Raw genomic sequence first — 21,790 nt, forward strand, 5'->3', positions numbered from 1 at the left:
GTATCACCCGCCACTCAACCGTGGCTTGACATTTCCATGACAGAAATGTGACACGAAATTTCTCATATTTAGAAATAGTAGCGAGTTAAGACATGTCTGGAGTAGTGGAAAACGCGGGCGAACGTCGCTGGAGCGATGCGGCCATTTTCGGCGCTTCGCATGTCTCCTGGCCGGTGCGTGTTGTCGGGGTCGCACTTGCGTCCGTCGTGTTGTCCGTTCTTCTGGTCTTCGCCGTAGAATGGATTTTTCGCGGTTCCTTTGCCGAAACGATTGCGTTTTTCCGCACCCCGCACAAGCCTGCCTGGACCACGGTTGCCTTCTTTGTGGTGGTGCTGACCGCCAGCGACGCGCTCTTCGGGCGCGTCCATTACGGGCTTTTCGTGGTCGGACCGCTGGCGCTGATCGCCGCCGCCACCGCGCGCGAGAAAAGCCTTTATCTCGGCGATCCGCTCTATCCGAGTGATTTTCTCTATGCCCGCCAGATCGTCGATCTGCTGCCGCTTCTGGTGCGCGAGCGCCCGTGGAGCGCTGTCGGCATCGCCCTTCTCCTGATCGCCAGCGCCGCACTGCTGATTGCCGCCAGCCTTTTCTGGTGGCGTCGTTTCGATCGTATTCCCTGGAAAGGTCGTGCGCTTCGTCTGGCCTTCGCGCTGCCGCTGTTGGCATGGTTCGCCTTTATTTCCGACTATTCCAGCTTTTCGCTGGCGCGCGACCGCCTGCGCGTTCTCCCTATCATGTGGGACCAGAAGGAAAATTACGCGCATAACGGTTTCACTATGGCCTTCATTTTGAATGTGCCGATGGCGACCGTCTTTGCGCCGGAAGGCTATTCGCCGGAAGCCATTGCCGCGATTGAGCCGCCCGCGCAGCTCATCCCGGCAGCGCTTGAGACAGCCAAGCCCGATGTGATCATGATCATGAGCGAGTCGTTCTGGGACCCGACCCGCCTGCCGGGTGTGGCTTTCAGCGCCGATCCGATCCCGACCGTGCGCGCGGAACAATCCGGCTATGTATTCTCGCCGGAATTCGGCGGCATGACCGCCAATGTCGAGTTTGAAGCCCTGACCGGCTTTTCCAAGGCATTCCTGCCTTCGGGCAGCATTCCCTACCAGCAATATATTCGCCGCCCGCTGCCTTCGCTTGCAAGCTTCTTCAAGGAACAGGGCTATGCAACGCGGGCGATCCATCCCTATCGCCAGTGGTTCTGGAACCGCGGTTCCGTCTATGAAAATATGGGCTTCGACAAGTTCATGTCGGAAGAAAACATGCCGCCGTTGGAAAAGCGCGGCACGCTTGCCTCGGACGATGCGCTGACCACCGAGATCATTCGCGAGGCGGATGCGCAAGAAGATCCGTTTTTCTTCTTCGCCGTTTCGCTGCAAGGCCATGGCCCCTATGAGGCGAACCGCTATCCGGACTCCAAGCTAGATGTGCAGACCGACGCCAGCGAAGCTGTGCGCCAGTCGATCCGCAGCTATTCGCAAGGTGCAATGGATGCCGATGCCAGCCTCGCCCGTCTGATGGATTGGGCGTCGAAGCGCGAACGCGAAACCATTCTTGTCTTCTTCGGCGATCATCTGCCGCCGCTTGGCCCCGTCTATACCGAAACCGGCTTCATGCAGGCTCGTGTTGCAAGCCGCATCGCGCCTGCCGCCGACATGCTTCTCCAGCATGAAACACCGCTGGTGCTGTGGTCGAACAAGCGCGGCGCGGAACGCGGCACAGGCACCATCAGCCCGGCATTCCTGCCGATGCAGATACTCGAAATGGCCGGGATGCAGCACCCCTATTACACGGGCTTCCTGCGCCAGCTGCACGACCAATATCGCGTTGTTGATGCACATGCCGTGTTCGACGGCGATGAAAATGCCGAAGAAGGCTGGCAGCAGCGCCCGCCATTCGCGCCGCTCCTGCGCGACTATCAGATGCTGCAGTATGACATGATCTTCGGCAGCCTCTATGCGCGCGACCGATTCTTCCCGGCCCCCTCGGAAAGCTGATCGCGGTGCTTATTCCGGGGCCTTGCCGGCAGACTGGCGAATGATCAGCTTGTAGTCGATCTTTCGGGCCTTCGAGGTCTGGCCGTTCTCGATATGGTTCAACAGCATATCGGCTGCGCCCCGGGTCATTTCGAATATCGGCTGGCGAACCGTGGTGATCTGCGGCGAGACCATGCTGGCAATCGAACTGTCGTCGAAACCAACCACGGTGATATCGCCCGGCACCGACAGTTTGTGATCATGCGCCATCTGCACAACCGCCGCCGCCATATCGTCATTGGAGGCGAAGATTGCCGTCGGGCGATTTTCCAGCGACAAGAGTTTCTTTCCCGCCACAAGGCCGCTGGCAAAGCTGAAGCCGCCTTGCGCTTCATAATCGGGATTGTGCTCGATCCCCGCCGCTTCCAGCGCCCGACGATAACCGGCCACCCGCAATTCGGCGGAGCGGTGGGTCAGGTCGCCGATGATGATGGCGATCTTCCGGTGCCCGAGCTTCAGAAGATACTGCATCAAATCGACGGTTGCCGCCTCATCGTCGATAAAAACACTATCGGTCGGATGCACATTGACATCGCCCGCCACGCGCGCAAAAGGCATGGCGGAAGCTGAAAGCTCCTGCAAGATTTCCGGATCGTCCGACATGGGCGGCGTCACAATGATGCCATCCAGCCCCGATGCATGGGCGGTTTCGATCAGCGCGCCGCGAATATCGGCGCGGTTCTCGACCGGGAAGATCAGCAGGCGATAGCGCGTGCCGCGCAGGCGCTCCAGCGCGCCCATCTGCAATTCGGTCACGTAGCTGGAACTGGGGTTTTCGAAGAAAAGACCGATCAGATGCGAGCGGCGCTCCACCAGATTGCGCGCCGCCGCATTGGGCCGATAGCGCAGCTCCTGCCCCACTTCGCGCACCTTTTCGCGGATTGCCTCGCGCACATTCGGTTCGTCGTTATAAACGCGTGAAACGGTCTTGATCGACACGCCCGCCAGACGCGCCACATCATGTATCGTCGCTCTTTTGCCCGTTGCAGCCATATGGAATCGTCTTCCTCCCCGAAGAGCCTGCTTTTATTTTACGCACATCTGATCCGAAAACCGTTTCACACTTTTCGGGATGTGCTTTTGGATATCTTGTTCGTCGGATAACGAAAAGGCCAAAGCTTTCAGGGAATGGAACATATGCGGGATCGCGTCAGAAAACGCACTTCGCGCCCGTTATCGAGCGAGAACATGCCCCCGCGTCCCGGAACAACATCGATGATGAGTTCGGTGTGCTTCCAAGCTTCATATTGCGGGCCGCTGATATAAACCGGCGCGCCGCCAATCTCACCCAGTTTGACATCCGTATCGCCAATGACGAATTCGCCTTGCGGATAGCACATTGGTGAAGAACCATCGCAGCAGCCGCCCGACTGATGGAACATGATCGGCCCATATTCGGCTTGTAATTCACGAATAAGCTTGAGAGCGTCGGGCGTGGCGCTGACCTGCCCCTTGCCATTGTCCTGCTCGCCCCTTTGCGGGTTTTCCTGCAACATTGTCTCCTCCCTCGCATGAGAACGGGCGAAAACAGGTCCGCCCGCTCAAATCGTGTAAAGTCTATCCTGCACGCTTTACTGCGTCAGATCCATCACGACGCGGCCTTCGATGTTGCCCCTGCGCATGTCATCGAAGATGGAGTTGATATCTTCCAGTTTCTCGGTGCGGATGGTCGCCTTGACCTTGCCATCGGCGGCGAAGTCGAGCGATTCCTGCAAATCAAGCCGGGTGCCGACGATGGACCCGCGCACGGTGACGCCGTTCAGCACCATGTTGAAGATCGACAGCGGGAAATCGCCCGGCGGCAGGCCGTTCAGCGACACCGTGCCGCCCCGCGCCACCATGCCGAGCGCCTGTTCAAAGGCGATGGGCGATACCGCCGTCACTAGCACGCCCTGCGCGCCACCGTCGGTTTCCTTCTTAATATAGGCTGCCGGATCGTTGTTGGTCTTGGCATTGACGGTCACCGTCGCACCAAGCTTGCGGGCAAGGTCGAGTTTCTTGTCGTCGATATCGACGGCTGCAACGTTGAGCCCCATGGCCTTGGCATATTGCACCGCCATATGGCCGAGACCGCCGACGCCGGAGATCACCACCCAGTCGCCCGGCTTGGTGTCGGTCACCTTGAGGCCTTTATAGACCGTGACACCGGCACAAAGCACCGGGGCAATCTCGTTGAACTCGATATTCTTCGGCAAATGGCCGACGAAATTCGGATCGGCTACCACATATTGCCCGAAGCCGCCATTGACCGAATAGCCGGTATTGAGCTGCTCTTCGCACAGTGTTTCCCAGCCGCCGAGGCAATGGCGGCAATGGCCGCAGGCCGTATAAAGCCATGGCACGCCGACGCGGTCGCCTTCCTTCACATGCTTGACGCCCGCACCAACAGCAGACACGAAACCCACGCCTTCATGCCCAGGGATAAAGGGCGGATTGGGCTTCACCGGCCAGTCGCCTTCGGCGGCATGAAGATCGGTGTGGCAGACGCCGGAAGCCTGAATGGCAACCTGTATCTGTCCCGGTCCCGGTTCAGGTATCGGCACTTCATCGATTGTCAACGGCTTGCCGAAAGCCCTTACCACTGCCGCTTTCATTGTCTTGGCCATGAAGTCTCTCCTTCGGTATCGAATTGAGTTTCTTTCAAGCTGTTTCCCGAGACGGGACGGAAGAAATGTAGTCGGGAATATGGTGCACCCTGTTGCCGCGTCCAGCCAACCGCGTGACGGGCGGTAAGGGTCGCCCGGGCATTTTCGCCCAGGCCCCTTCGTCAGTCCCCTTGGGAGGGTGAACCGATACCGTTCTTCCAACGCTATACTAATATGGAAGAAGCAAATGCTCTTTGATTAGACGCAATGCGGAGACATTATTCTCCGCATTGCAGCTCGCCCAGCGACGAGGACAAGGGGTGATTAGATTCTGGCTATGGCGTGCCGAAAATGGTGTTCTTCGAGAACCGGAGCGGAGCGTACTTAAAGGTACGTGAGCACCGGAAGCGGAGAAGAATGCCGTTTGCAGGCCGCCATAGCCTGAATATAACGCCCCTTAGAAGAAGCCAAGTTTCTTCGGGCTATAGCTCACCAACATGTTCTTGGTGTTCTGGTAATGCTCCAGCATCTTCAGGTGGTTTTCGCGACCGATGCCCGACTGCTTGTAACCGCCGAAAGCCGCATGGGCCGGATAGGCGTGGTAGCAGTTGGTCCACACGCGGCCCGCCTGAATGGCGCGACCGAAGCGATAGGCGCGTGTACCGTCGCGGGTCCAGATACCGGCGCCGAGACCATAAAGCGTGTCATTGGCAATCGACAGCGCTTCCGCATCGTCCTTGAAGGTCGCAACAGACACGACCGGTCCAAAAATTTCTTCCTGGAAGATACGCATCTTGTTGTTGCCCTTGAACACGGTCGGCTTGACGTAATAACCGCCAGCCAGATCGCCCGGCAGAACATTGCGTTTACCGCCGGTCAGCACTTCGGCGCCTTCCTGACGGCCAATATCGAGATAGCTTAGAATCTTCTCAAGCTGCTCGCTCGACGCCTGCGCGCCGATCATCGTTGCCGGGTCGAGCGGATCGCCCTGAACGATGGCTTCCACACGCTTCAGCGCCTTTTCCATGAACTTGTCGTAGATCGATTCATGGACGAGCGCACGGCTCGGGCAGGTGCAGACTTCACCCTGATTGAGCGCGAACATGACAAAACCTTCAATGGCCTTGTCGAGGAAGTCGTCGTCTTCGGCTGCCACATCCTTGAAGAAGATGTTGGGCGACTTGCCGCCAAGTTCCAGCGTGACCGGGATGAGGTTCTGGCTGGCATATTGCATGATGAGGCGGCCAGTGGTGGTTTCGCCGGTGAAGGCGATCTTCGCGATACGCGGGCTGGACGCCAGCGGCTTGCCGGCTTCGAGACCAAAACCGTTGACGATATTGACCACGCCTGCGGGCAGCAGATCGCCGATCAGTTCCATCAGGACCAGGATCGAGGCCGGGGTCTGTTCGGCAGGCTTCAGCACCACGCAATTGCCAGCGGCCAGCGCCGGAGCGAGTTTCCACACCGCCATCAGGATCGGAAAGTTCCATGGAATGATCTGGCCGACAACGCCCAGCGGTTCATGGAAGTGATAGGCGACCGTGTCGTGGTCGATTTCCGAAATGCCGCCTTCCTGCGCGCGGATGACACCGGCGAAATAGCGGAAATGATCGACAGCCAGCGGAAGATCGGCAGCGGTGGTTTCGCGGATCGGCTTGCCATTGTCCCATGTTTCGGCAGCAGCGAGCGCGGGCAGGTTTTCTTCGATGCGGTCGGCAATGCGATTGAGGATCAACGCGCGCTCAGCGGCACTGGTGCGGCCCCATGCATCCTTGGCGGCGTGGGCGGCATCGAGAGCGGCCTCAACATCCGCCGCGTCTGAACGCGCCACTTCGCACAGTACCTGACCATTGACCGGCGAGGTATTTTCGAAATAGCGGCCAGACTTGGGCTCGACCCATTTGCCGCCGATAAAGTTTCCATAACGTTTGGCAAAAGCCGGCTTCACCGTCCGGCTGAATTCAACCTTATTCATGGTATTCTCCTCCCGAAATGACGCTGCTCCTACAGCGCTTCGACAAGGAGGATCGCGCGATAGCGGGGGAGAGTCATCCCGCGTTTTCACGCTCGCAACATCATGTGTCGCAATATTGAGACAGTTGGGTCGCGTAATTTTACAAAGCGATCAATGCGGGCGAATGATCTTGAGCCGGTTCAGCTTGCGGTGCAGCGTCGCGCGGCTGATGCCCAGAAGCACTGCGGCTGCGGAAATATTCCCTTCCGCGCGGGCCAATGCCCGAAGGATAACGCCGCGTTCCGATTCTGCCATATCCTCGCGCGGATCGGCATTCCAGCCCAGAATATCGGCAGCAGGCAAAGGGCCTGCCAGTGCCGCATCGTCAAGGCCGAGCGCTACGCGCGCAGCCCGCGTCGCGCCGATCACCAGATCGTCCTTGTCGACCGCAATCAACGCGCCGCCGCTGCGATCCACGCTGGGTGCCAGCATGATGCGGGCTTTTGGAAAAGCCTGGCGGAAATTTTCCGCCTCGATCCGGCGTGCCGCATCGATCACCGCCACGGAAATGAGCTGCGCAAAGGCTTCCGTCAGATCGGAACGACAGGATGACACATCGAGCGCGGCCATGATGCGCCCCTGGTGATCGTGGATGGGTGCCACCGTGCAGGAGAGGCCGATATTGCGCGAGTGGAAATGCTGGTCACGATGAATGGTGAGCGCGCGCTGTTCGACAATGCAGGTGCCGATGCCGTTGGTGCCTTCGCTTTCCTCGCTCCATACCGCGCCCGTCCACAGGCCCCAACGATAGAACGTGTCGTCATCACTTGTCGCCCCTCGCCGCTCGACCGGCACGCCTTCACTGTCGGCCAGAAGCACGCAACAGCCGACACCGCCGACCGCCATATAGAGGCGGTCCATGCTGGCCTGCGCCACGCTGACCAGCCGCTCCACCCGCTCATGCGCGGTGCGGAATTCGCCTTCGGAAAGCGTGCGCACGGCACCCGCATCGGCAGGATCGAGCTTGTGCAGTTCGGCGGAACGCTGCCATGACGCGACCAGCGCCGAGCGAGCCGACCCGCCGGTGTGGATTGCGGACAGAATGCGGTCCGCATGAACTGTCACTGGCATTCTCTCTGGCGGTACACCCATCTTTCTCCTCCCAGGAAGGCTGGAAACCGCTGCATTCACCTTGAATATCCCCGCATTCAGAACCGCTAAACAGTCCTGCCAGGCACATTCCCGATGATATTGGCCCAATGATAATGGCTTTTTCGCCCACAACTGGCAAGCGCATCGTCGTGGCGCGAAAAAACGGCCCGGTGGAGATGTCCGCCGGGCCGCAAAGGTCAGTTTTGGGAGGTCTGTATTGTCAGGGTTATACGCCTCGTGAGAGGCGATTGCATGAACGGTGCGGAACCGATCTATTGATTTCACCCGGACGAAAACACATTAGTCCGAGTGGTATCGGGAGGAAACGATCAGCTTCCGCACCGCATTCATAAAGTAATTCTTAAAAATTTTCAAGTATAAAAAGTTTTAAAGTACATGAGTAAACTATCACATAGAAGAATAATTGAAAATTACAATCAGTTGATTGCTATTAAACACCAGCAACAAATCGCGAGAAGGTTTGTTCTTTGTTTTGAAAGTAATTATTCAATGCTTCCGTCTCTGTTGCATTCAGACGAAGGCCAAGCTTTGTGCGCCGCCAAAGAATATCCTCCGCTGTGCAAGCCCATTCCTTTTCAATGAGATAGCTGACTTCCGCCTCATAGAGATCGGCACCGAAATGGCGACCAAGATCGGCGAGCGATGCGGCTTTGCCAAGCAGGACATGAACCCGCGTTCCATAGAGCCGGAACAGGCGACGGGCATGGGCAGGGGACAAAAACGGATAGGCCATTTGTACTTTCCGTAACTCGCCGTCGAAAGCAACGTCTTGAAAATCGCCGCCCGGCAACGGCGCGGCATGTGTCCATGGCGCGCCTTTGCTTCCGAGGTGATGTTCTATCTTTTCCAGCATATGTTCAGCAAGCTTGCGAGCCGTCGTCAGCTTGCCGCCAAAGACATTGATCAGCGGCGCAAGACCGGCTGGTGCATCGTCCTTCAAAACATAGTCGCGGGTTGCTTCCTGCGCTTTGCTGGCGCCATCATCATAGAGCGGGCGCACGCCGGAATAGGTCCAGACCACATCTTCCCACCGCACCGGCTCCGCGAAATATTCACTCGCGGCCGCGCAGAGATAATCGGTTTCCGCTTCGGTGATCGCCACCTTGGCGGGATCGCCCTTATAGTCCTGATCGGTGGTGCCGATCAGGGTGAAGTCGTCTTCATAGGGGATTGCAAAGATGATGCGCCCGTCATTGTTCTGGAAGAAATAGGAGCGCGGATCGGAAAATTTCTTGCGCACCACGATATGACTGCCCTGCACCAGACGCACATTGTGCAATTGCCTGTCGCCTTCGACACCCTGCAAAACCTTATCGGCCCACGGACCGGCGGCATTGACCAGCAGACGCGCGCGAATTTCTTCCTGCTGCCCGGTGGCTGCGTTCTCAATCGTCACCGTCCAGCCCTGACTGTCACGCCGTGCGGCTACAACCTTTGTCCGAGTGCGAATGGAAGCACCGCGGTCGTATGCATCGCACGCCGTCAGCGCCACGAACCGGGCATCATCGACCCAGCAGTCGGAATATTCGAATGCCTTGGTGAAAAGCGGCTTCAGCGGCTTTGCGGCGGCATCGGTGCGCATGTTCAGCGTGCGCGTTGCCGGAAGCTTCTTGCGTCCTCCCAGATGGTCGTAGAGGAACAGGCCAAGCCGCAGCAGCCATGCAGGCCGCACGCCGCCCTTGTGATAGGGCAGCACGAAACGCATCGGATGGATGATATGCGGTGCATTGGCCCACAGCACCTCGCGCTCCATCAGCGCCTCGCGCACCAGACGAAACTCGTAATGCTCCAGATAGCGCAGGCCGCCATGGATGAGCTTGGTGGCGCGAGAAGAGGTGCCGCTCGCCAGATCGTTCATCTCCGCCAGGAAAACGGAAAAGCCGCGCCCAACGGCGTCGCGCGCAATGCCGCATCCGTTGATGCCGCCACCAATAACGAAAATGTCGAATATGTCTTCCTGCGCCATGGCAAACCTTGAAAATGGTTTCAGAGCGCTTGCAGCAGGCCGACGCTCGAACATTCATTTTAAGGCGCGTGACAGGACGCGCCTCAGAAACACCAAAGCGAATATAAAACTATTTAATATGAAAGCAAAGCGAAAATAAACGAAACTACCCCGCTTTGGTCGCCGCCCCGCTATCATTAAGGGTTTCGATCAGCTCAACCTCATGCTCCGCGCAGAGATCGCGCAGCTGCTGCGAGGCGCAACGGTCGGTGATGAAAGTGTTGATCTGCGAAATATGGCCGATGCGCACCGGCGCGGTGCGTTCCAGCTTGGTGGAATCGGAAACAAGAATGACGTGGCGCGCGTTGGCGATGATCGCCTGCGCGACTTTCACTTCGCGAAAATCGAAGTCGAGCAGCGCGCCGTCCTCATCCATGGCCGACGCACCTATGATGGCATAATCCACCTTGAACTGGCGGATGAAATCGACCGCCGCCTCGCCCACAATACCGCCGTCGGAAGAGCGAACCACGCCGCCGGCAATGACCACTTCGATGGAAGTGTGCACGCGCAGCGTATTGGCCACGTTGATATTGTTGGTGATGACCATCAGTTCGCTGTGATCGATCAAAGCATGGCTGACCGCTTCGGTCGTTGTGCCGATATTGATGAACAGCGACGCGCCATCCGGGATAATTTCAGCCGCGGCCTTACCGATCGACTCCTTCTCGCGCGCGGCGATCCGGCGGCGCGCCTCATATTCCATATTTTCCACGCCGGACGGATAGAGCGCCCCACCATGAATGCGGCGCAGCAGCCGCGCGCGACACAGATCGTTGAGATCCTTGCGCACGGTCTGCGGCGTGACGTCAAAAGCCGCGGCCAGATCGTCCACCAGAACCTGCCCCTGTCGGCGGGCGAGTTCCAGAATGGCATTGTGACGAGGGGTAAGCTGCATTTTTTGCCCGCGCTGAGTTTGTTAGAATTGCGAGCCTGTAATGTCTCTGTTTTCGAAGAGAAAGCAACCGCCTTGCACATTTGCCGGACATCTGAAATCGCTTAATCGTCGCCGGGGCCGCTATTGTACATATTGTGCAGCTTGCAGGCCACTTCGGTCCGGTTGGCGGCGCCGATCTTACGCATGATGTTATGGACATGCGCTTTCACAGTCCCTTCACTCATGCCCAGTTCGAAAGCGATCACCTTGTTGGAACGTCCGATGCGAATGGCATGAACGACCTCGATTTCACGGGCCGTCAGCAATTCGCCCAGCGCATCCTCGTCGATATCGGGTGGCGGCGCTTTGACAGCCATGGAGGCTGGGATATACATGCCGCCCGCGCTCGCCAGATGGATTGCCTCGACGCAGACACGCACATCAACGGAGGTTGGAATATAACCCTTTGCGCCGATTTCCATGGCCCGCACGACCTGCGTCCATTCCTCCCGCTCGGCGAGAAGCACAATCGGCGATGGCGCCCACATCTCCACGAGGGATCGAATTTCTTCGGAAAAGAACGGATCGGCAAGCCGCTTGGCCCCAATATGCAGCAGAATGACAGCGCTTCCGCTGAAAAGCTTTGCCTGCTCAATGGACGCATAGCACGTCACCGGCATTTTCAGCCCGTTCATCAGGAGTCCGTTGAAAAGGCACTCCCGCTCAAGATTGCTCTTGCACACAAGCAGCAGATGGCGGTCACTGTTCGGCAGAATGCCGACACCGACCGCTCCATGGTCTCTTTCTTTTGGCACAGCCCAAAGGCTGGCCACACTGGCGTCCAACATCGGCGCGTCTCCCCGGCACGAAGGTTACTTACTCCTACACAGTGATCCGCCGTTCCCGCCGTCACAGGTTCGGTATTTAAATTATGCTTATGACTTATATTAACGAATTCCCGCCATCCAATGGGCCAATATTGCTACTACGCAGCAATCGTGTCATTAATTTATGTTAGCAAGTGCGAAAATTTATCTTATCCCTAAGAGCGACTTAAACAATAGAAAGATATAAAACTATATCTTTCGTTTAGTGCGGAAGTGTTATGCATAGTGGTAGAGGCAATGCAGCACCTTCCGTGAGGGCGCTGATCGACTTGCTGGAATCTTCACCGATTCTGGCAGAGCTCGACGCATATGCCATTGGTGCTTTGGCGTCGCTGGTCGTTACCGAGAACAGCTTTAGCCCCGACACCATCATCATCGAGCAGGGCGAGCGGGTCAGAAACGTGCATATGGTCGTGTCCGGCTGGGGCTGTGTCTATCGCGACCTGTCCGGCGGCCAAAGGCAGATCATCGACTTTCCGATGCGTTGCGATTTCGTCGGCCTTCGCACAGCCGATGGCTATAGCTACAATACGATATCAGCCATTACGCCGATGAAAGTCATAGAAATTCCAATAGCTTCGCTTGAAAGCGCCATTCGGCGCGTGCCGCGTCTGGCGATGATCTTCATCGAGCTTCTGTCACGGCAGCGCGCCATGCTGATCGAGCATCTCACCAATGTCGGACGCCGCAGCGCCTATGTCCGCACCGCGCATCTGCTCCTGGAACTATCAGACCGGGTCAAGGCCAGTCGCGTCGACGATCCGGATTCCTATTATTGTCCACTGACGCAATATCAGCTGGCCGATGCGCTCGGTCTGACGCCGATCCATCTTAATCGCATGTTGCGCGATCTGCGCGAGGAAGGGCTGGTTCTGTTCCGCTCCAACAGGGTCGAGATTCTCGATCGTGCGCGCATGGTCGCGCTCGCCGAATATGATGGCGAATTCATGCGCATGTCGGTTTTCAGCCACCAGCAATAGAAATATATGCGTGAAGGGAAGAATTTCTGGAAAATCGGGAACAGCTTCCAGCATCTGAATGGTCGGAGTGAGAGGATTCGAACCTCCGACCCCCTCGTCCCGAACGAGGTGCGCTACCAGGCTGCGCTACACTCCGAACCAGTCGGTCGCAACCTGTGGCGCAACCGTTGAGGCGGCTTATAACGCTGCATTTTTAATGCCGCAAGAGCAGGAAGCAGTTTTTTTGCCCGCATCCCTGCCGCTGCTCATAAATGTCACAGGATCAAAGCACTTCAACCGGGAAGACGGGCGTAAAGCCTGCGCCATAGGCGACGAAATGCGGATTGGCGAAGCCCTTGACGCCCTGACCGGCGCGCTCACCATAGACGAACGGCTTGCCATCAATTGTGGCGGTCATGCCGCCAGCCGAGCGCAGCACAGCGTCGCCTGCTGCCGTGTCCCATTCCATGGTCGGGGCAAAGCGCGGATAGATATCCGCCTCACCACGCGCGATCAGGCAGAACTTCAACGACGAGCCGACCGAGACGTGGCCGGAAATCTGGTTTGCCTGCAAAAAGCGCTCGGTTTCGGGCGTGTTGTGCGAACGGCTGCAAACGGCAATGCGTTGCGTGGCAACCGCACGGGCCCCGATGGCGCGCCTGTCGGCAATCTTGTGGTCCGCAGTGGTTTTCGCTTCCTCGGCACGGTTGCCCGCACCTGTGAACAGCAGATTGCGCGCGGGAGCATAAACAATGCCCGCGACCGGCACGCCATCTTCGATCAGGCCGATATTGACGGTGAAATCGCCGTTGCGCAGCAGAAATTCCCGCGTGCCATCAAGAGGATCGACCAGCAAAAAGCGCCGTCCGAGATGGACGGGAAGGCGACCGGCCGAAACCTCTTCCTCGGCCACAACCGGAATGTCGGGCGCGACCGACGCAAGGGCGGCAAGGATGATCGCCTCGGCGGCACGGTCTGCCTCGGTGACAGGCGATTGATCCTTTTTATGTTCGACGGCGCAGCCATCGACATAATGCTTCATGATGACCCGGCCAGCCTCAAGCGCTGCCTCTTCAAAAACGGCGAGCAGAGCTGCGCCGTTGGGGTCTGCTTGGGGTGAGGCTGGAATGTTCATTGCTCAGATCGACCAGGAATCGCTACCATAACTGCCGATGATACCACGTTCGGCCAGATATTTTTCTACTTCCGCGACCAGTTCGTCAACATTGCGCCCCGTCGTGTCGAGGCGCAGTTCCGGCGAGGCTGGCGCTTCATAGGGCGAATCGATGCCCGTGAAGGACTTGATTTCACCCCGCAACGCCTGCGCGTAAAGGCCCTTCGGGTCGCGCGCCATGCATTCCTCAATTGGCGTATCGACGAAGATTTCAATGAATTCCCCTTCCGGCAGGCGCGCACGCACCGTGTCGCGCTCGGAGCGGAACGGGGAAATAAACGAAACCAGCGTGATCAGCCCGGCATCGGCCATCAGGCGAGCCACTTCGCCGACGCGGCGGATATTTTCCGCCCGGTCCGCATCGGAGAAGCCGAGATCGCTGTTGAGACCATGGCGGACATTGTCGCCATCCAGCAGATAAGTGTGTTTACCGAGCGCATGAAGGCGCTGTTCCAGCCGGTTCGCGATGGTGGACTTGCCCGATCCCGAAAGACCGGTGAACCACAGCACCGCCGGCTTCTGGAATTTCTGTGCGGCCCGCGCCTTGCTGTCGAGATCGAAGGCCTGCAGATGCACATTGGTCGCCTGACGAAGCGCGCTATCGATCATGCCCGCGCCGACCGTCGCGTTGGACAGGCGGTCGATCAGCACAAAAGCGCCGGTCACGCGGTTGTCCGCGTAAGCGTCGAACACAATCGGGTCCGCCGTCTGAAGATGGCACAAGCCGATCTCGTTGAGATCGAGACGTGCCGCATCCTCGCGGGCGAATGTGTTCACATCCGTCCGATATTTGATCTCGCTGACCGTCACCGGCGTCTGGTCGGTTTCGGTGCGCAGGAGATAGGAGCGTCCGGGCTGCAAGGCATCCTCGCCGAACCAGACAATATTGGCTGCGAAACGATCCGCGACCTCGGGCCGCGCTTCCGCGCCGACCAGCATGTTGCCGCGTGAAACCTCGATCTCGTCTTCAAGCACCAGCGTAACAGCCTGACCTTCCGAGGCCCGCGGCAAATCGCCATCATAGGAGGCGATGCGTTTTACCCGCGACTGCTTGCCGGATTTGGCCACGACAACCGTGTCGCCCGCCGCAATCGAGCCGGAGGCCACCGTGCCGGAAAAGCCGCGGAAATCCAGATTGGGCCGGTTCACATATTGCACCGGGAAACGGAACGGCCTGGCTGCCGCTTCCGTATCGATGCGCACTGTTTCCAGATGTTCGAGCAGATGCGGCCCCTGATACCAGCCGATGCGAGGCGACGGCAAAGTGACATTGTCGCCGTAACGCGCCGAAAGCGGGATCGGCTGGATGCTGGCAAAGCCAAGATCCTTCGCGAAACTCATATAATCGGCAACGATGCGGTCGAAGGCCTCTTGCGAGAAATCGACAAGGTCGATCTTGTTGACCGCCAGCACGATATGACGAATGCCGAGAGCCGAGGCAATGAAGGAGTGGCGGCGGGTCTGCGTCAGCACGCCCTGCCGCGCATCGATCAGCACTACCGCCAGATCGGCGGTCGAAGCGCCCGTCGCCATATTGCGCGTATATTGCGCATGGCCCGGCGTATCGGCGACGATGAACTTGCGGCGCGGCGTTGAAAAGAACCGATAGGCGACATCAATGGTGATGCCCTGCTCGCGCTCGGCTTCCAGGCCATCGACCAGAAGCGCAAAGTCGAAATCGTCATCGGTGGTGCCGAACTTGCGGCTGTCACTTCTGAGGGCTGCAAGCTGATCCTCGAAGATCAGCTTGGTGTCATAGAGGAGACGCCCGATCAGCGTCGATTTGCCGTCATCGACGGAGCCGCAGGTCAGAAAACGCAGCAGCGTCTTGCGTTCCTGATCGGCCAGAAATTCGGTCACGGCAGCGCTGGTTACGGAAGGCTTCAACACGGCATTCATCAGAAATAGCCCTCGCGCTTCTTCTTTTCCATGGAACCGGCTTCATCGCGGTCAATGGCCCGGCCCTGACGTTCCGACGTGCGGGCGATCAGCATTTCCTCGACAATATCCGACAGGCTTGAGGCGCTGGATTCAATCGCCCCGGTCAGGGGATAGCAGCCAAGCGTGCGGAAACGCACCAGCCGCTCTTCCACCTTTTCACCATCGCGCAGTTTCATGCGGTCGTCATCGACCATGATCAGCATGCCGTCGCGCTCCACCACGGGGCGGCGGGCGGCAAAATAAAGCGGCACGATGGGGATGTTTTCCTGCAATATATATTGCCAGATATCCAACTCGGTCCAGTTCGACAGCGGAAAGACACGGATCGATTCACCCGCAGCGACACGCGTATTGTAAATCTTCCACATTTCAGGCCGCTGGTTCTTCGGGTCCCAGCCATGCTGCGCATTGCGAAACGAGAAAATGCGCTCCTTGGCGCGGGATTTTTCCTCATCGCGCCGCGCGCCGCCAAAGGCCGCATCGAACTTGTACTTGTCGAGCGCCTGCCGCAGACCCACCGTCTTCATGACATGGGTATGGACATTCGAACCGTGGGTGAACGGGCCGACGCCATCGCGCACGCCATCCTCATTAATATGCACCAGCAGCTCGAAACCCTTTTCGCGCGCCTGTGCATCACGAAACTCGATCATCTCGCGGAATTTCCAGGTCGTATCGACATGGAGAAAGGGAAAAGGCGGTGGCGCCGGATAAAACGCCTTCATCGCCAGATGCATCATGACCGACGAATCCTTGCCCACCGAATAGAGCATCACCGGATTGGAGAAGGTCGCTGCGACTTCGCGAAAAATATGGATCGCTTCTGCTTCAAGACGTTGCAGATGCGTCAAATTCTTTGTCAGGGATGCATGATGCACGACAATAACTCCCGGAAACCGGATAGAGACGAGAAAGCAGGATTACGGTTCTGACGGAGCGAAATCGGCACCCTGACTAAGTTGGCCGCATTGTCGTGAAAAGAAGTCCAAAAGTGAAAGAACGCTTTCGCGTATTAGCGAGTGCCTGCGCCAAAAACTTGCAGTCTTTCCCAAAAGGCGGGAACAAACTTGCGCCGCCAGCAAAAAGCGAAATTTCGCTTAAATGCCCGAAAATCCTACTAAATTTGTGATATTTAGCACTTTTGAAGCGATAAGGCCGGGCAAATTCTTGCTCAAATGGGCTGCGCCGCACGAACATCGTCCGTTGCGCGGGAGCAAGATGGATTGATTTTGGAAGGAGGATTTTGAAAGCACCCAACGAGCCAAACCGCCGTGGGGCTTTTAAATGGATCAGAGCAGACCGAAGGTACGCGCCTTCGCGACAGCCTGAACCTTGTTCACTGCAACGAGCTTGGTCAACACATTGCTGATATGAAAATTCACGGTACGGGTCGAAATATTGAGGATCGCCCCGATGATTTCGGCGGTTTTTCCTTCACTCGTCCAACGCAGGATTTCACGCTCCCGTGCCGTCAGACAGACTTCACTGGCGCAATTCAAACGCGGCACATTGACCAGTGTAAACATCGACAGATGCAGAAGATTGGTCACCATCTGCAACTGACGCCGCAGTGCGGTGACCTCGGCTGCGGTCAGCGGCTGGCCGCTGCGCAAGAATGTGAGCATTCCAAACACGCCCTGGGCTGCCCAGCAGGGTTGCGAAATACCGACCTTTAGTCCGAAGCTTTGCAAATCGGCCCATAATTGCGGTGTTTCGGCAAAAAGCTTCGGTGACCAGACCAGCGGCTCAATACTGTGCAGACCGAGCCGCACCAGCGGGTCGATCTCCACATATTTTTTGGCGGCATAGAGTTCGGCCCAGCCCTTCGGCATGTCCTCGTAGCGCACCCATTTGACCGCCCCATTCAAGGACGGAACCGACATGACATATGAAACATGGTCAAAGCCGATTTCGCGGGCATATTTTTTTACATATTCGAACAGTTTGTCCGCATTACCAGCGGACTGCATGGCATCGCATAATAGTTCCCATTTCATTGCTGCCATCCTAATAATGTTTTCAATAACTTACGCACAATACAACTTTTACGCTCACAAAATTTCGAACGAACAGCCTTAAATAGCATTTTCCTGTAAGCCTCTCCAGAAAGATTGCTTTCAAAAAAGCTGGAACCTTTTGAAAAACAGCCGTTTTTAAACAGGTCTGGCTGTGGTCAACAGAAAAGCGCCTAAAAATAAAAAAGGACCCCGCATCGCAGGGCCCTCTTCTTTTGGTTGTAACAGTCGTTTCGACTATGCAGCTTCCTCGGCAACATCGCCCGGAATATAATTGAGAATCGGCGCGAGCCAGCGCTCGACTTCGCCAACGCTCATGCCCTTGCGGCGCGCATAATCCTCGACCTGATCGCGCTCCACCTTGGCGACACCGAAATAATAACTTTCCGGATGGCCGATATAGAGGCCCGAAACCGAAGATCCGGGCCACATGGCGTAGCTTTCGGTCAGTTCCACGCCGGTCTCAGCCGTTGCATCGAGCAGACGGAACAGGGTGGTCTTTTCGGTATGGTCAGGCTGGGCCGGATAGCCCGGCGCCGGGCGGATGCCCTGATAAGGCTCACCGATCAGTTCTTCCGGCGTATAGGTTTCATCCGTCGCATAAGCCCAGAATTCCTTGCGCACGCGCTCGTGCATCAGTTCTGCAAAGGCTTCCGCAAAACGGTCGGCCAGCGCCTTCACCAGAATGGCGGAATAATCGTCATTGGCGCGCTCGAAACGCTCGGCAATCGCCACTTCGCCGATACCTGCCGTGACAACGAAACCACCGACATAATCCTGCTTGCCGCTTTCAACCGGCGCCACGAAATCGGACATGGCGACATTCGGGCGGCCATCGCGCTTGCTGAGCTGCTGGCGCAAGGTGAAGAAGGTGGCAAGCTCCTCTTTCCGGCTCTCGTCGGTGAAAAGCCGGATATCGTCGCCCACCGCATTGGCTGGCCAGAAGCCGACCACGGCTTTCGGCGTGAACCATTTTTCGTCGATGATCTTCTTGAGCATGGCCTGCGCATCGGACCAGAGCTGGCGCGCGGCCTCGCCCTGCTTTTCGTCCTCAAGAATCGCCGGATAACGCCCTTTCATCTCCCAGGTCTGGAAGAACGGCGTCCAATCGATATAGCGCGCGATTTCGGCCAGATCGTAATCGTCGAAAGTCTTCGTGCCGGTGAAACTCGGCTTTACCGGCGCAAAGCTGTCCCAGTCGAGTTTATGCGCATTGGCGCGGGCGCGGGCGAGCGGCAGGCGCTGCTTTTCCGCTTCGCTGCGAGCATGGGCGGCGGCAACCTTGGCATATTCATCACGAACGCCACTGACATAATCGCCCTTGGCTTCCGGCGACAGCAGGCTGGAGACGACGCCCACCGCGCGGCTGGCATCGATGACATAGACCGCCTGACCGCGCTCGTAACGCGGATGAATTTTCACCGCCGTATGAACACGGCTGGTCGTCGCCCCCCCGATCAACAGCGGAATGTCGAAACCTTCGCGTTCCATTTCCGCCGCCACATGCGCCATTTCATCGAGCGATGGCGTGATGAGGCCGGAAAGACCGATGACATCCACCTTTTCATCGCGCGCCACCTGCAGAATCTTCTGCGAAGGCACCATGACGCCGAGATCGATGATCTCGTAATTGTTGCAGGCCAGCACGACGCCGACGATATTCTTGCCGATATCGTGCACATCGCCCTTCACGGTCGCCATCAGCACCTTGCCGGCGCTCTGGCGTTCTTCGCCGCCATTGAGGCGCTTTTCCTCTTCCATGTAAGGCAGGAGAACGGCCACTGCCTGCTTCATCACGCGGGCGGACTTGACCACCTGCGGCAGGAACATCTTGCCCGCGCCGAACAGATCGCCAACCACATTCATGCCAGCCATCAGCGGGCCTTCGATGACGTGAAGCGCCCGCTCGGCGGATTGCCGCGCTTCTTCCGTATCGGCTTCGATATATTCGGTAATGCCGTTGACCAGCGCATGTTCAAGGCGCTTTTCAACCGGCCATTCGCGCCAGGCCAGATCCTGCGCCTTGGCTTCCTTCGAACCGGAATCCCGGAAACGTTCAGCGATTTCCAGCAGGCGTTCGGTCGCGTCGGAGCGGCGGTTCAGCACTACATCTTCGCAGGCTTCGCGCAGTTCCGGATCGATGGCGTCGTAAACCGCCAGCTGACCGGCATTGACGATGCCCATATCCATGCCTGCCTGAATGGCATGATAGAGGAACACGGCGTGCATCGCCTCGCGCACCGGCTCATTGCCGCGGAACGAGAATGACAGGTTCGACACGCCGCCCGAGACATGGACATGCGGCAAGGTCGTCATGATCTGCCGGGTCGCTTCGATGAAGTCGACACCGTAATTATTGTGCTCGTCGATACCCGTCGCTACCGCGAAAATATTCGGATCGAAGATGATGTCTTCCGGCGGAAAACCGACCTGCTCGGTCAGGATCTTGTAGGCACGGGTACAGATTTCGATCTTGCGTGCTTCGGTATCGGCCTGTCCGGTTTCATCAAACGCCATGACCACGACTGCCGCACCATAGGCGCGCACGAGTTTGGCGTGATGAATGAAGGCTTCCTCGCCTTCCTTCATCGAAATGGAATTGACCACCGGCTTACCCTGAACGCATTTCAGGCCAGCCTCGATGACTTCCCATTTGGAGCTGTCGATCATGATCGGCACGCGGGCTATATCCGGCTCGGCAGCGATCAGATTGAGGAATTCGACCATCGCCTTTTCGGAATCGATCAGGCCTTCATCCATATTGATGTCGATGATCTGGGCGCCATTGGCCACCTGATCGCGCGCCACATCAAGGGCCGCGGCAAAGTCACCGGCCTTGATCAGCTTGCGAAAGCGGGCGGAGCCGGTCACGTTGGTGCGCTCGCCGACATTGACGAAGGGAATGTCCTCGGTCAGCGTGAAGGGCTCAAGGCCTGAAAGACGCATCAGCGGCGCGACCTTGGCAGGCTTGCGCGGCGGGTGCTTTGCAACAGCCTCGGCAATGGCGCGGATATGGTCCGGCGTGGAGCCACAGCAGCCGCCGACCACATTGACCATGCCGTCGCGGGCAAAGCCCTCGATCTGGGCGGCCATCGCTTCCGGCGTTTCGTCATATTGACCAAACTCGTTCGGCAGGCCAGCATTCGGATAGGCGCAGATGAATGTGTCGGCGATGGTCGACAATTCATCCAGATGCGCGCGCATGGCATTGGCACCCAGCGCGCAGTTGAGGCCGATGGTGAACGGCTTGGCGTGACGCAGCGAATGCCAGAATGCCGTTGGCGTCTGACCCGACAGGGTGCGACCGGAAAGATCGGTGATCGTGCCGGAAATCATCACCGGCAGGAAAATGCCCTTCTCTTCGAACACTTGCTCCGAAGCGAAGACGGCGGCCTTCGCATTCAGCGTATCGAAGATGGTTTCGATCAGGATAATGTCGGAACCACCATCGATCAGCCCCCTGATCTGCTCGGCATAGGCGATGCGCAGATCGTCAAAGGTGACGGCGCGGAAGCCCGGATTATTGACATCCGGCGACAGCGAGGCGGTGCGGTTTGTCGGTCCAAGAGCGCCCGCGACGAAACGGCGGCGACCGTCCTTCTGTTCGGCGCGCAAGGCTGCGCGGCGCGCAAGGCGCGCACCGTCGCGGTTCAACTCGTAGACCTGCTCTTCCATGCCGTAATCGGCCTGGGCAATTGTTGTAGACGAGAATGTATTGGTTTCGAGAATATCCGCGCCAGCAATGGCATAGGCATAGTGGATTTCTTCGATAGCCTTTGGCTGGGTCAGTGTCAGAAGGTCATTATTGCCCTGAAGCTGACAGTCGCAAGCGCCGAAACGCTCGCCGCGGAAATGTTCTTCATGGAAGCCAAGCCCCTGAATTTGCGTCCCCATCGCTCCGTCGAGGATCAAAATGCGCTCGCGCGCGGCTTTGGTCAGCGCGGCCAGCACCTCCGAACCATCCGGCTTTGCCGCCGTTGCACCGAAGAGATCGTCGAGGGAAGACGCCATAAGAGTACCGCCTGTATTCTGATATGCATTATCGCAGGAGGTCGCTTAATGACATAAACATATCTTTATGTCAATTATTGATCGACCTTCAGGTCATGATATGTGCTCGCAAGAAAGAGGCCGCCCGTCAATGCGGGCAACCCGGATTCCCTCACTGATCTGTTGCCGGA

General features: G+C 57.7%; 15 protein-coding genes and 1 tRNA gene. 2 read left to right on the forward strand and 14 right to left on the reverse strand.

Annotation, left to right across the window (positions count from 1 at the left end):
• Positions 1 to 92: 92 nt before the first annotated feature.
• Positions 93 to 2,000 (forward strand): LTA synthase family protein, encoded by a 1,908-nt coding sequence (locus JAU75_RS06050; RefSeq protein WP_199055492.1) that lies wholly within the window; start codon positions 93 to 95, stop codon positions 1,998 to 2,000.
• Between the two features lie 9 nt (positions 2,001 to 2,009).
• Here JAU75_RS06050 and JAU75_RS06055 read toward each other — a convergent pair whose 3' ends face one another.
• From JAU75_RS06055 to JAU75_RS06090, 8 genes are all read right to left on the reverse strand, one after another.
• The gene (locus tag JAU75_RS06055) at positions 2,010 to 3,032 is read right to left on the reverse strand and encodes a LacI family DNA-binding transcriptional regulator (RefSeq protein WP_199055494.1); all 1,023 of its coding nucleotides are present in this window, start codon (positions 3,030 to 3,032) and stop codon (positions 2,010 to 2,012) included.
• Between the two features lie 128 nt (positions 3,033 to 3,160).
• Positions 3,161 to 3,535 carry a DUF779 domain-containing protein gene (locus JAU75_RS06060; protein WP_199055496.1) on the reverse strand — a complete coding sequence of 125 codons (375 nt, stop codon included), beginning with the start codon at positions 3,533 to 3,535 and terminating at the stop codon, positions 3,161 to 3,163.
• 75 nt (positions 3,536 to 3,610) lie between these two features.
• The gene (gene adhP / locus JAU75_RS06065; RefSeq protein ID WP_199055498.1) at positions 3,611 to 4,645 is read right to left on the reverse strand and encodes an alcohol dehydrogenase AdhP; all 1,035 of its coding nucleotides are present in this window, start codon (positions 4,643 to 4,645) and stop codon (positions 3,611 to 3,613) included.
• 436 nt (positions 4,646 to 5,081) lie between these two features.
• A complete protein-coding gene (gene adh / locus JAU75_RS06070; protein ID WP_199055500.1) occupies positions 5,082 to 6,599 on the reverse strand; it encodes an aldehyde dehydrogenase in 1,518 nt (505 codons plus the stop codon).
• 150 nt (positions 6,600 to 6,749) lie between these two features.
• Entirely contained in the window at positions 6,750 to 7,709 is a 960-nt protein-coding gene (locus JAU75_RS06075; protein ID WP_371836127.1) for a GAF domain-containing protein, read from the reverse strand.
• A 472-nt stretch (positions 7,710 to 8,181) separates the two neighbouring features.
• The gene (gene glpD, locus JAU75_RS06080) at positions 8,182 to 9,717 is read right to left on the reverse strand and encodes a glycerol-3-phosphate dehydrogenase (RefSeq protein ID WP_199055502.1); all 1,536 of its coding nucleotides are present in this window, start codon (positions 9,715 to 9,717) and stop codon (positions 8,182 to 8,184) included.
• A gap of 145 nt (positions 9,718 to 9,862) precedes the next feature.
• On the reverse strand, positions 9,863 to 10,654 hold the full coding sequence (locus tag JAU75_RS06085) for a DeoR/GlpR family DNA-binding transcription regulator (RefSeq protein ID WP_199055503.1): 792 nt from the start codon (positions 10,652 to 10,654) through the stop codon (positions 9,863 to 9,865).
• Between the two features lie 101 nt (positions 10,655 to 10,755).
• Complete coding sequence (locus JAU75_RS06090) at positions 10,756 to 11,481, reverse strand: response regulator transcription factor (RefSeq protein ID WP_199055504.1); 726 nt, start codon at positions 11,479 to 11,481, stop codon at positions 10,756 to 10,758.
• Positions 11,482 to 11,738: 257 nt separating this feature from the next.
• On the opposite strand from JAU75_RS06090, the gene JAU75_RS06095 reads away from it, so the two are divergent.
• Entirely contained in the window at positions 11,739 to 12,500 is a 762-nt protein-coding gene (locus JAU75_RS06095) for a Crp/Fnr family transcriptional regulator (RefSeq protein WP_199055505.1), read from the forward strand.
• Between the two features lie 59 nt (positions 12,501 to 12,559).
• Here the strand turns inward: JAU75_RS06095 and JAU75_RS06100 are convergent.
• The 6 genes from JAU75_RS06100 to metH all read right to left on the reverse strand — a co-directional run bounded on the left by JAU75_RS06100 (position 12,560) and on the right by metH (position 21,620).
• Positions 12,560 to 12,636 (reverse strand) — tRNA-Pro (locus JAU75_RS06100).
• A 126-nt stretch (positions 12,637 to 12,762) separates the two neighbouring features.
• On the reverse strand, positions 12,763 to 13,614 hold the full coding sequence (gene cysQ / locus JAU75_RS06105; RefSeq protein ID WP_199055506.1) for a 3'(2'),5'-bisphosphate nucleotidase CysQ: 852 nt from the start codon (positions 13,612 to 13,614) through the stop codon (positions 12,763 to 12,765).
• Between the two features lie 3 nt (positions 13,615 to 13,617).
• A complete protein-coding gene (gene cysN, locus JAU75_RS06110) occupies positions 13,618 to 15,552 on the reverse strand; it encodes a sulfate adenylyltransferase subunit CysN (protein WP_199055507.1) in 1,935 nt (644 codons plus the stop codon).
• A complete protein-coding gene (cysD, locus tag JAU75_RS06115; RefSeq protein WP_199055509.1) occupies positions 15,552 to 16,472 on the reverse strand; it encodes a sulfate adenylyltransferase subunit CysD in 921 nt (306 codons plus the stop codon). Before cysD ends, cysN begins: the two co-directional genes overlap by 1 nt.
• A 411-nt stretch (positions 16,473 to 16,883) precedes the next feature.
• The gene (locus JAU75_RS06120) at positions 16,884 to 17,591 is read right to left on the reverse strand and encodes a LuxR family transcriptional regulator (protein WP_199055511.1); all 708 of its coding nucleotides are present in this window, start codon (positions 17,589 to 17,591) and stop codon (positions 16,884 to 16,886) included.
• Positions 17,592 to 17,846: 255 nt separating this feature from the next.
• Complete coding sequence (gene metH, locus JAU75_RS06125; RefSeq protein WP_199055519.1) at positions 17,847 to 21,620, reverse strand: methionine synthase; 3,774 nt, start codon at positions 21,618 to 21,620, stop codon at positions 17,847 to 17,849.
• Positions 21,621 to 21,790 lie beyond the last annotated feature (170 nt).

Origin of the sequence: Ochrobactrum sp. Q0168 (assembly GCF_016427605.1) — a bacterium.
In the GTDB taxonomy this organism is placed as follows: domain Bacteria; phylum Pseudomonadota; class Alphaproteobacteria; order Rhizobiales; family Rhizobiaceae; genus Brucella.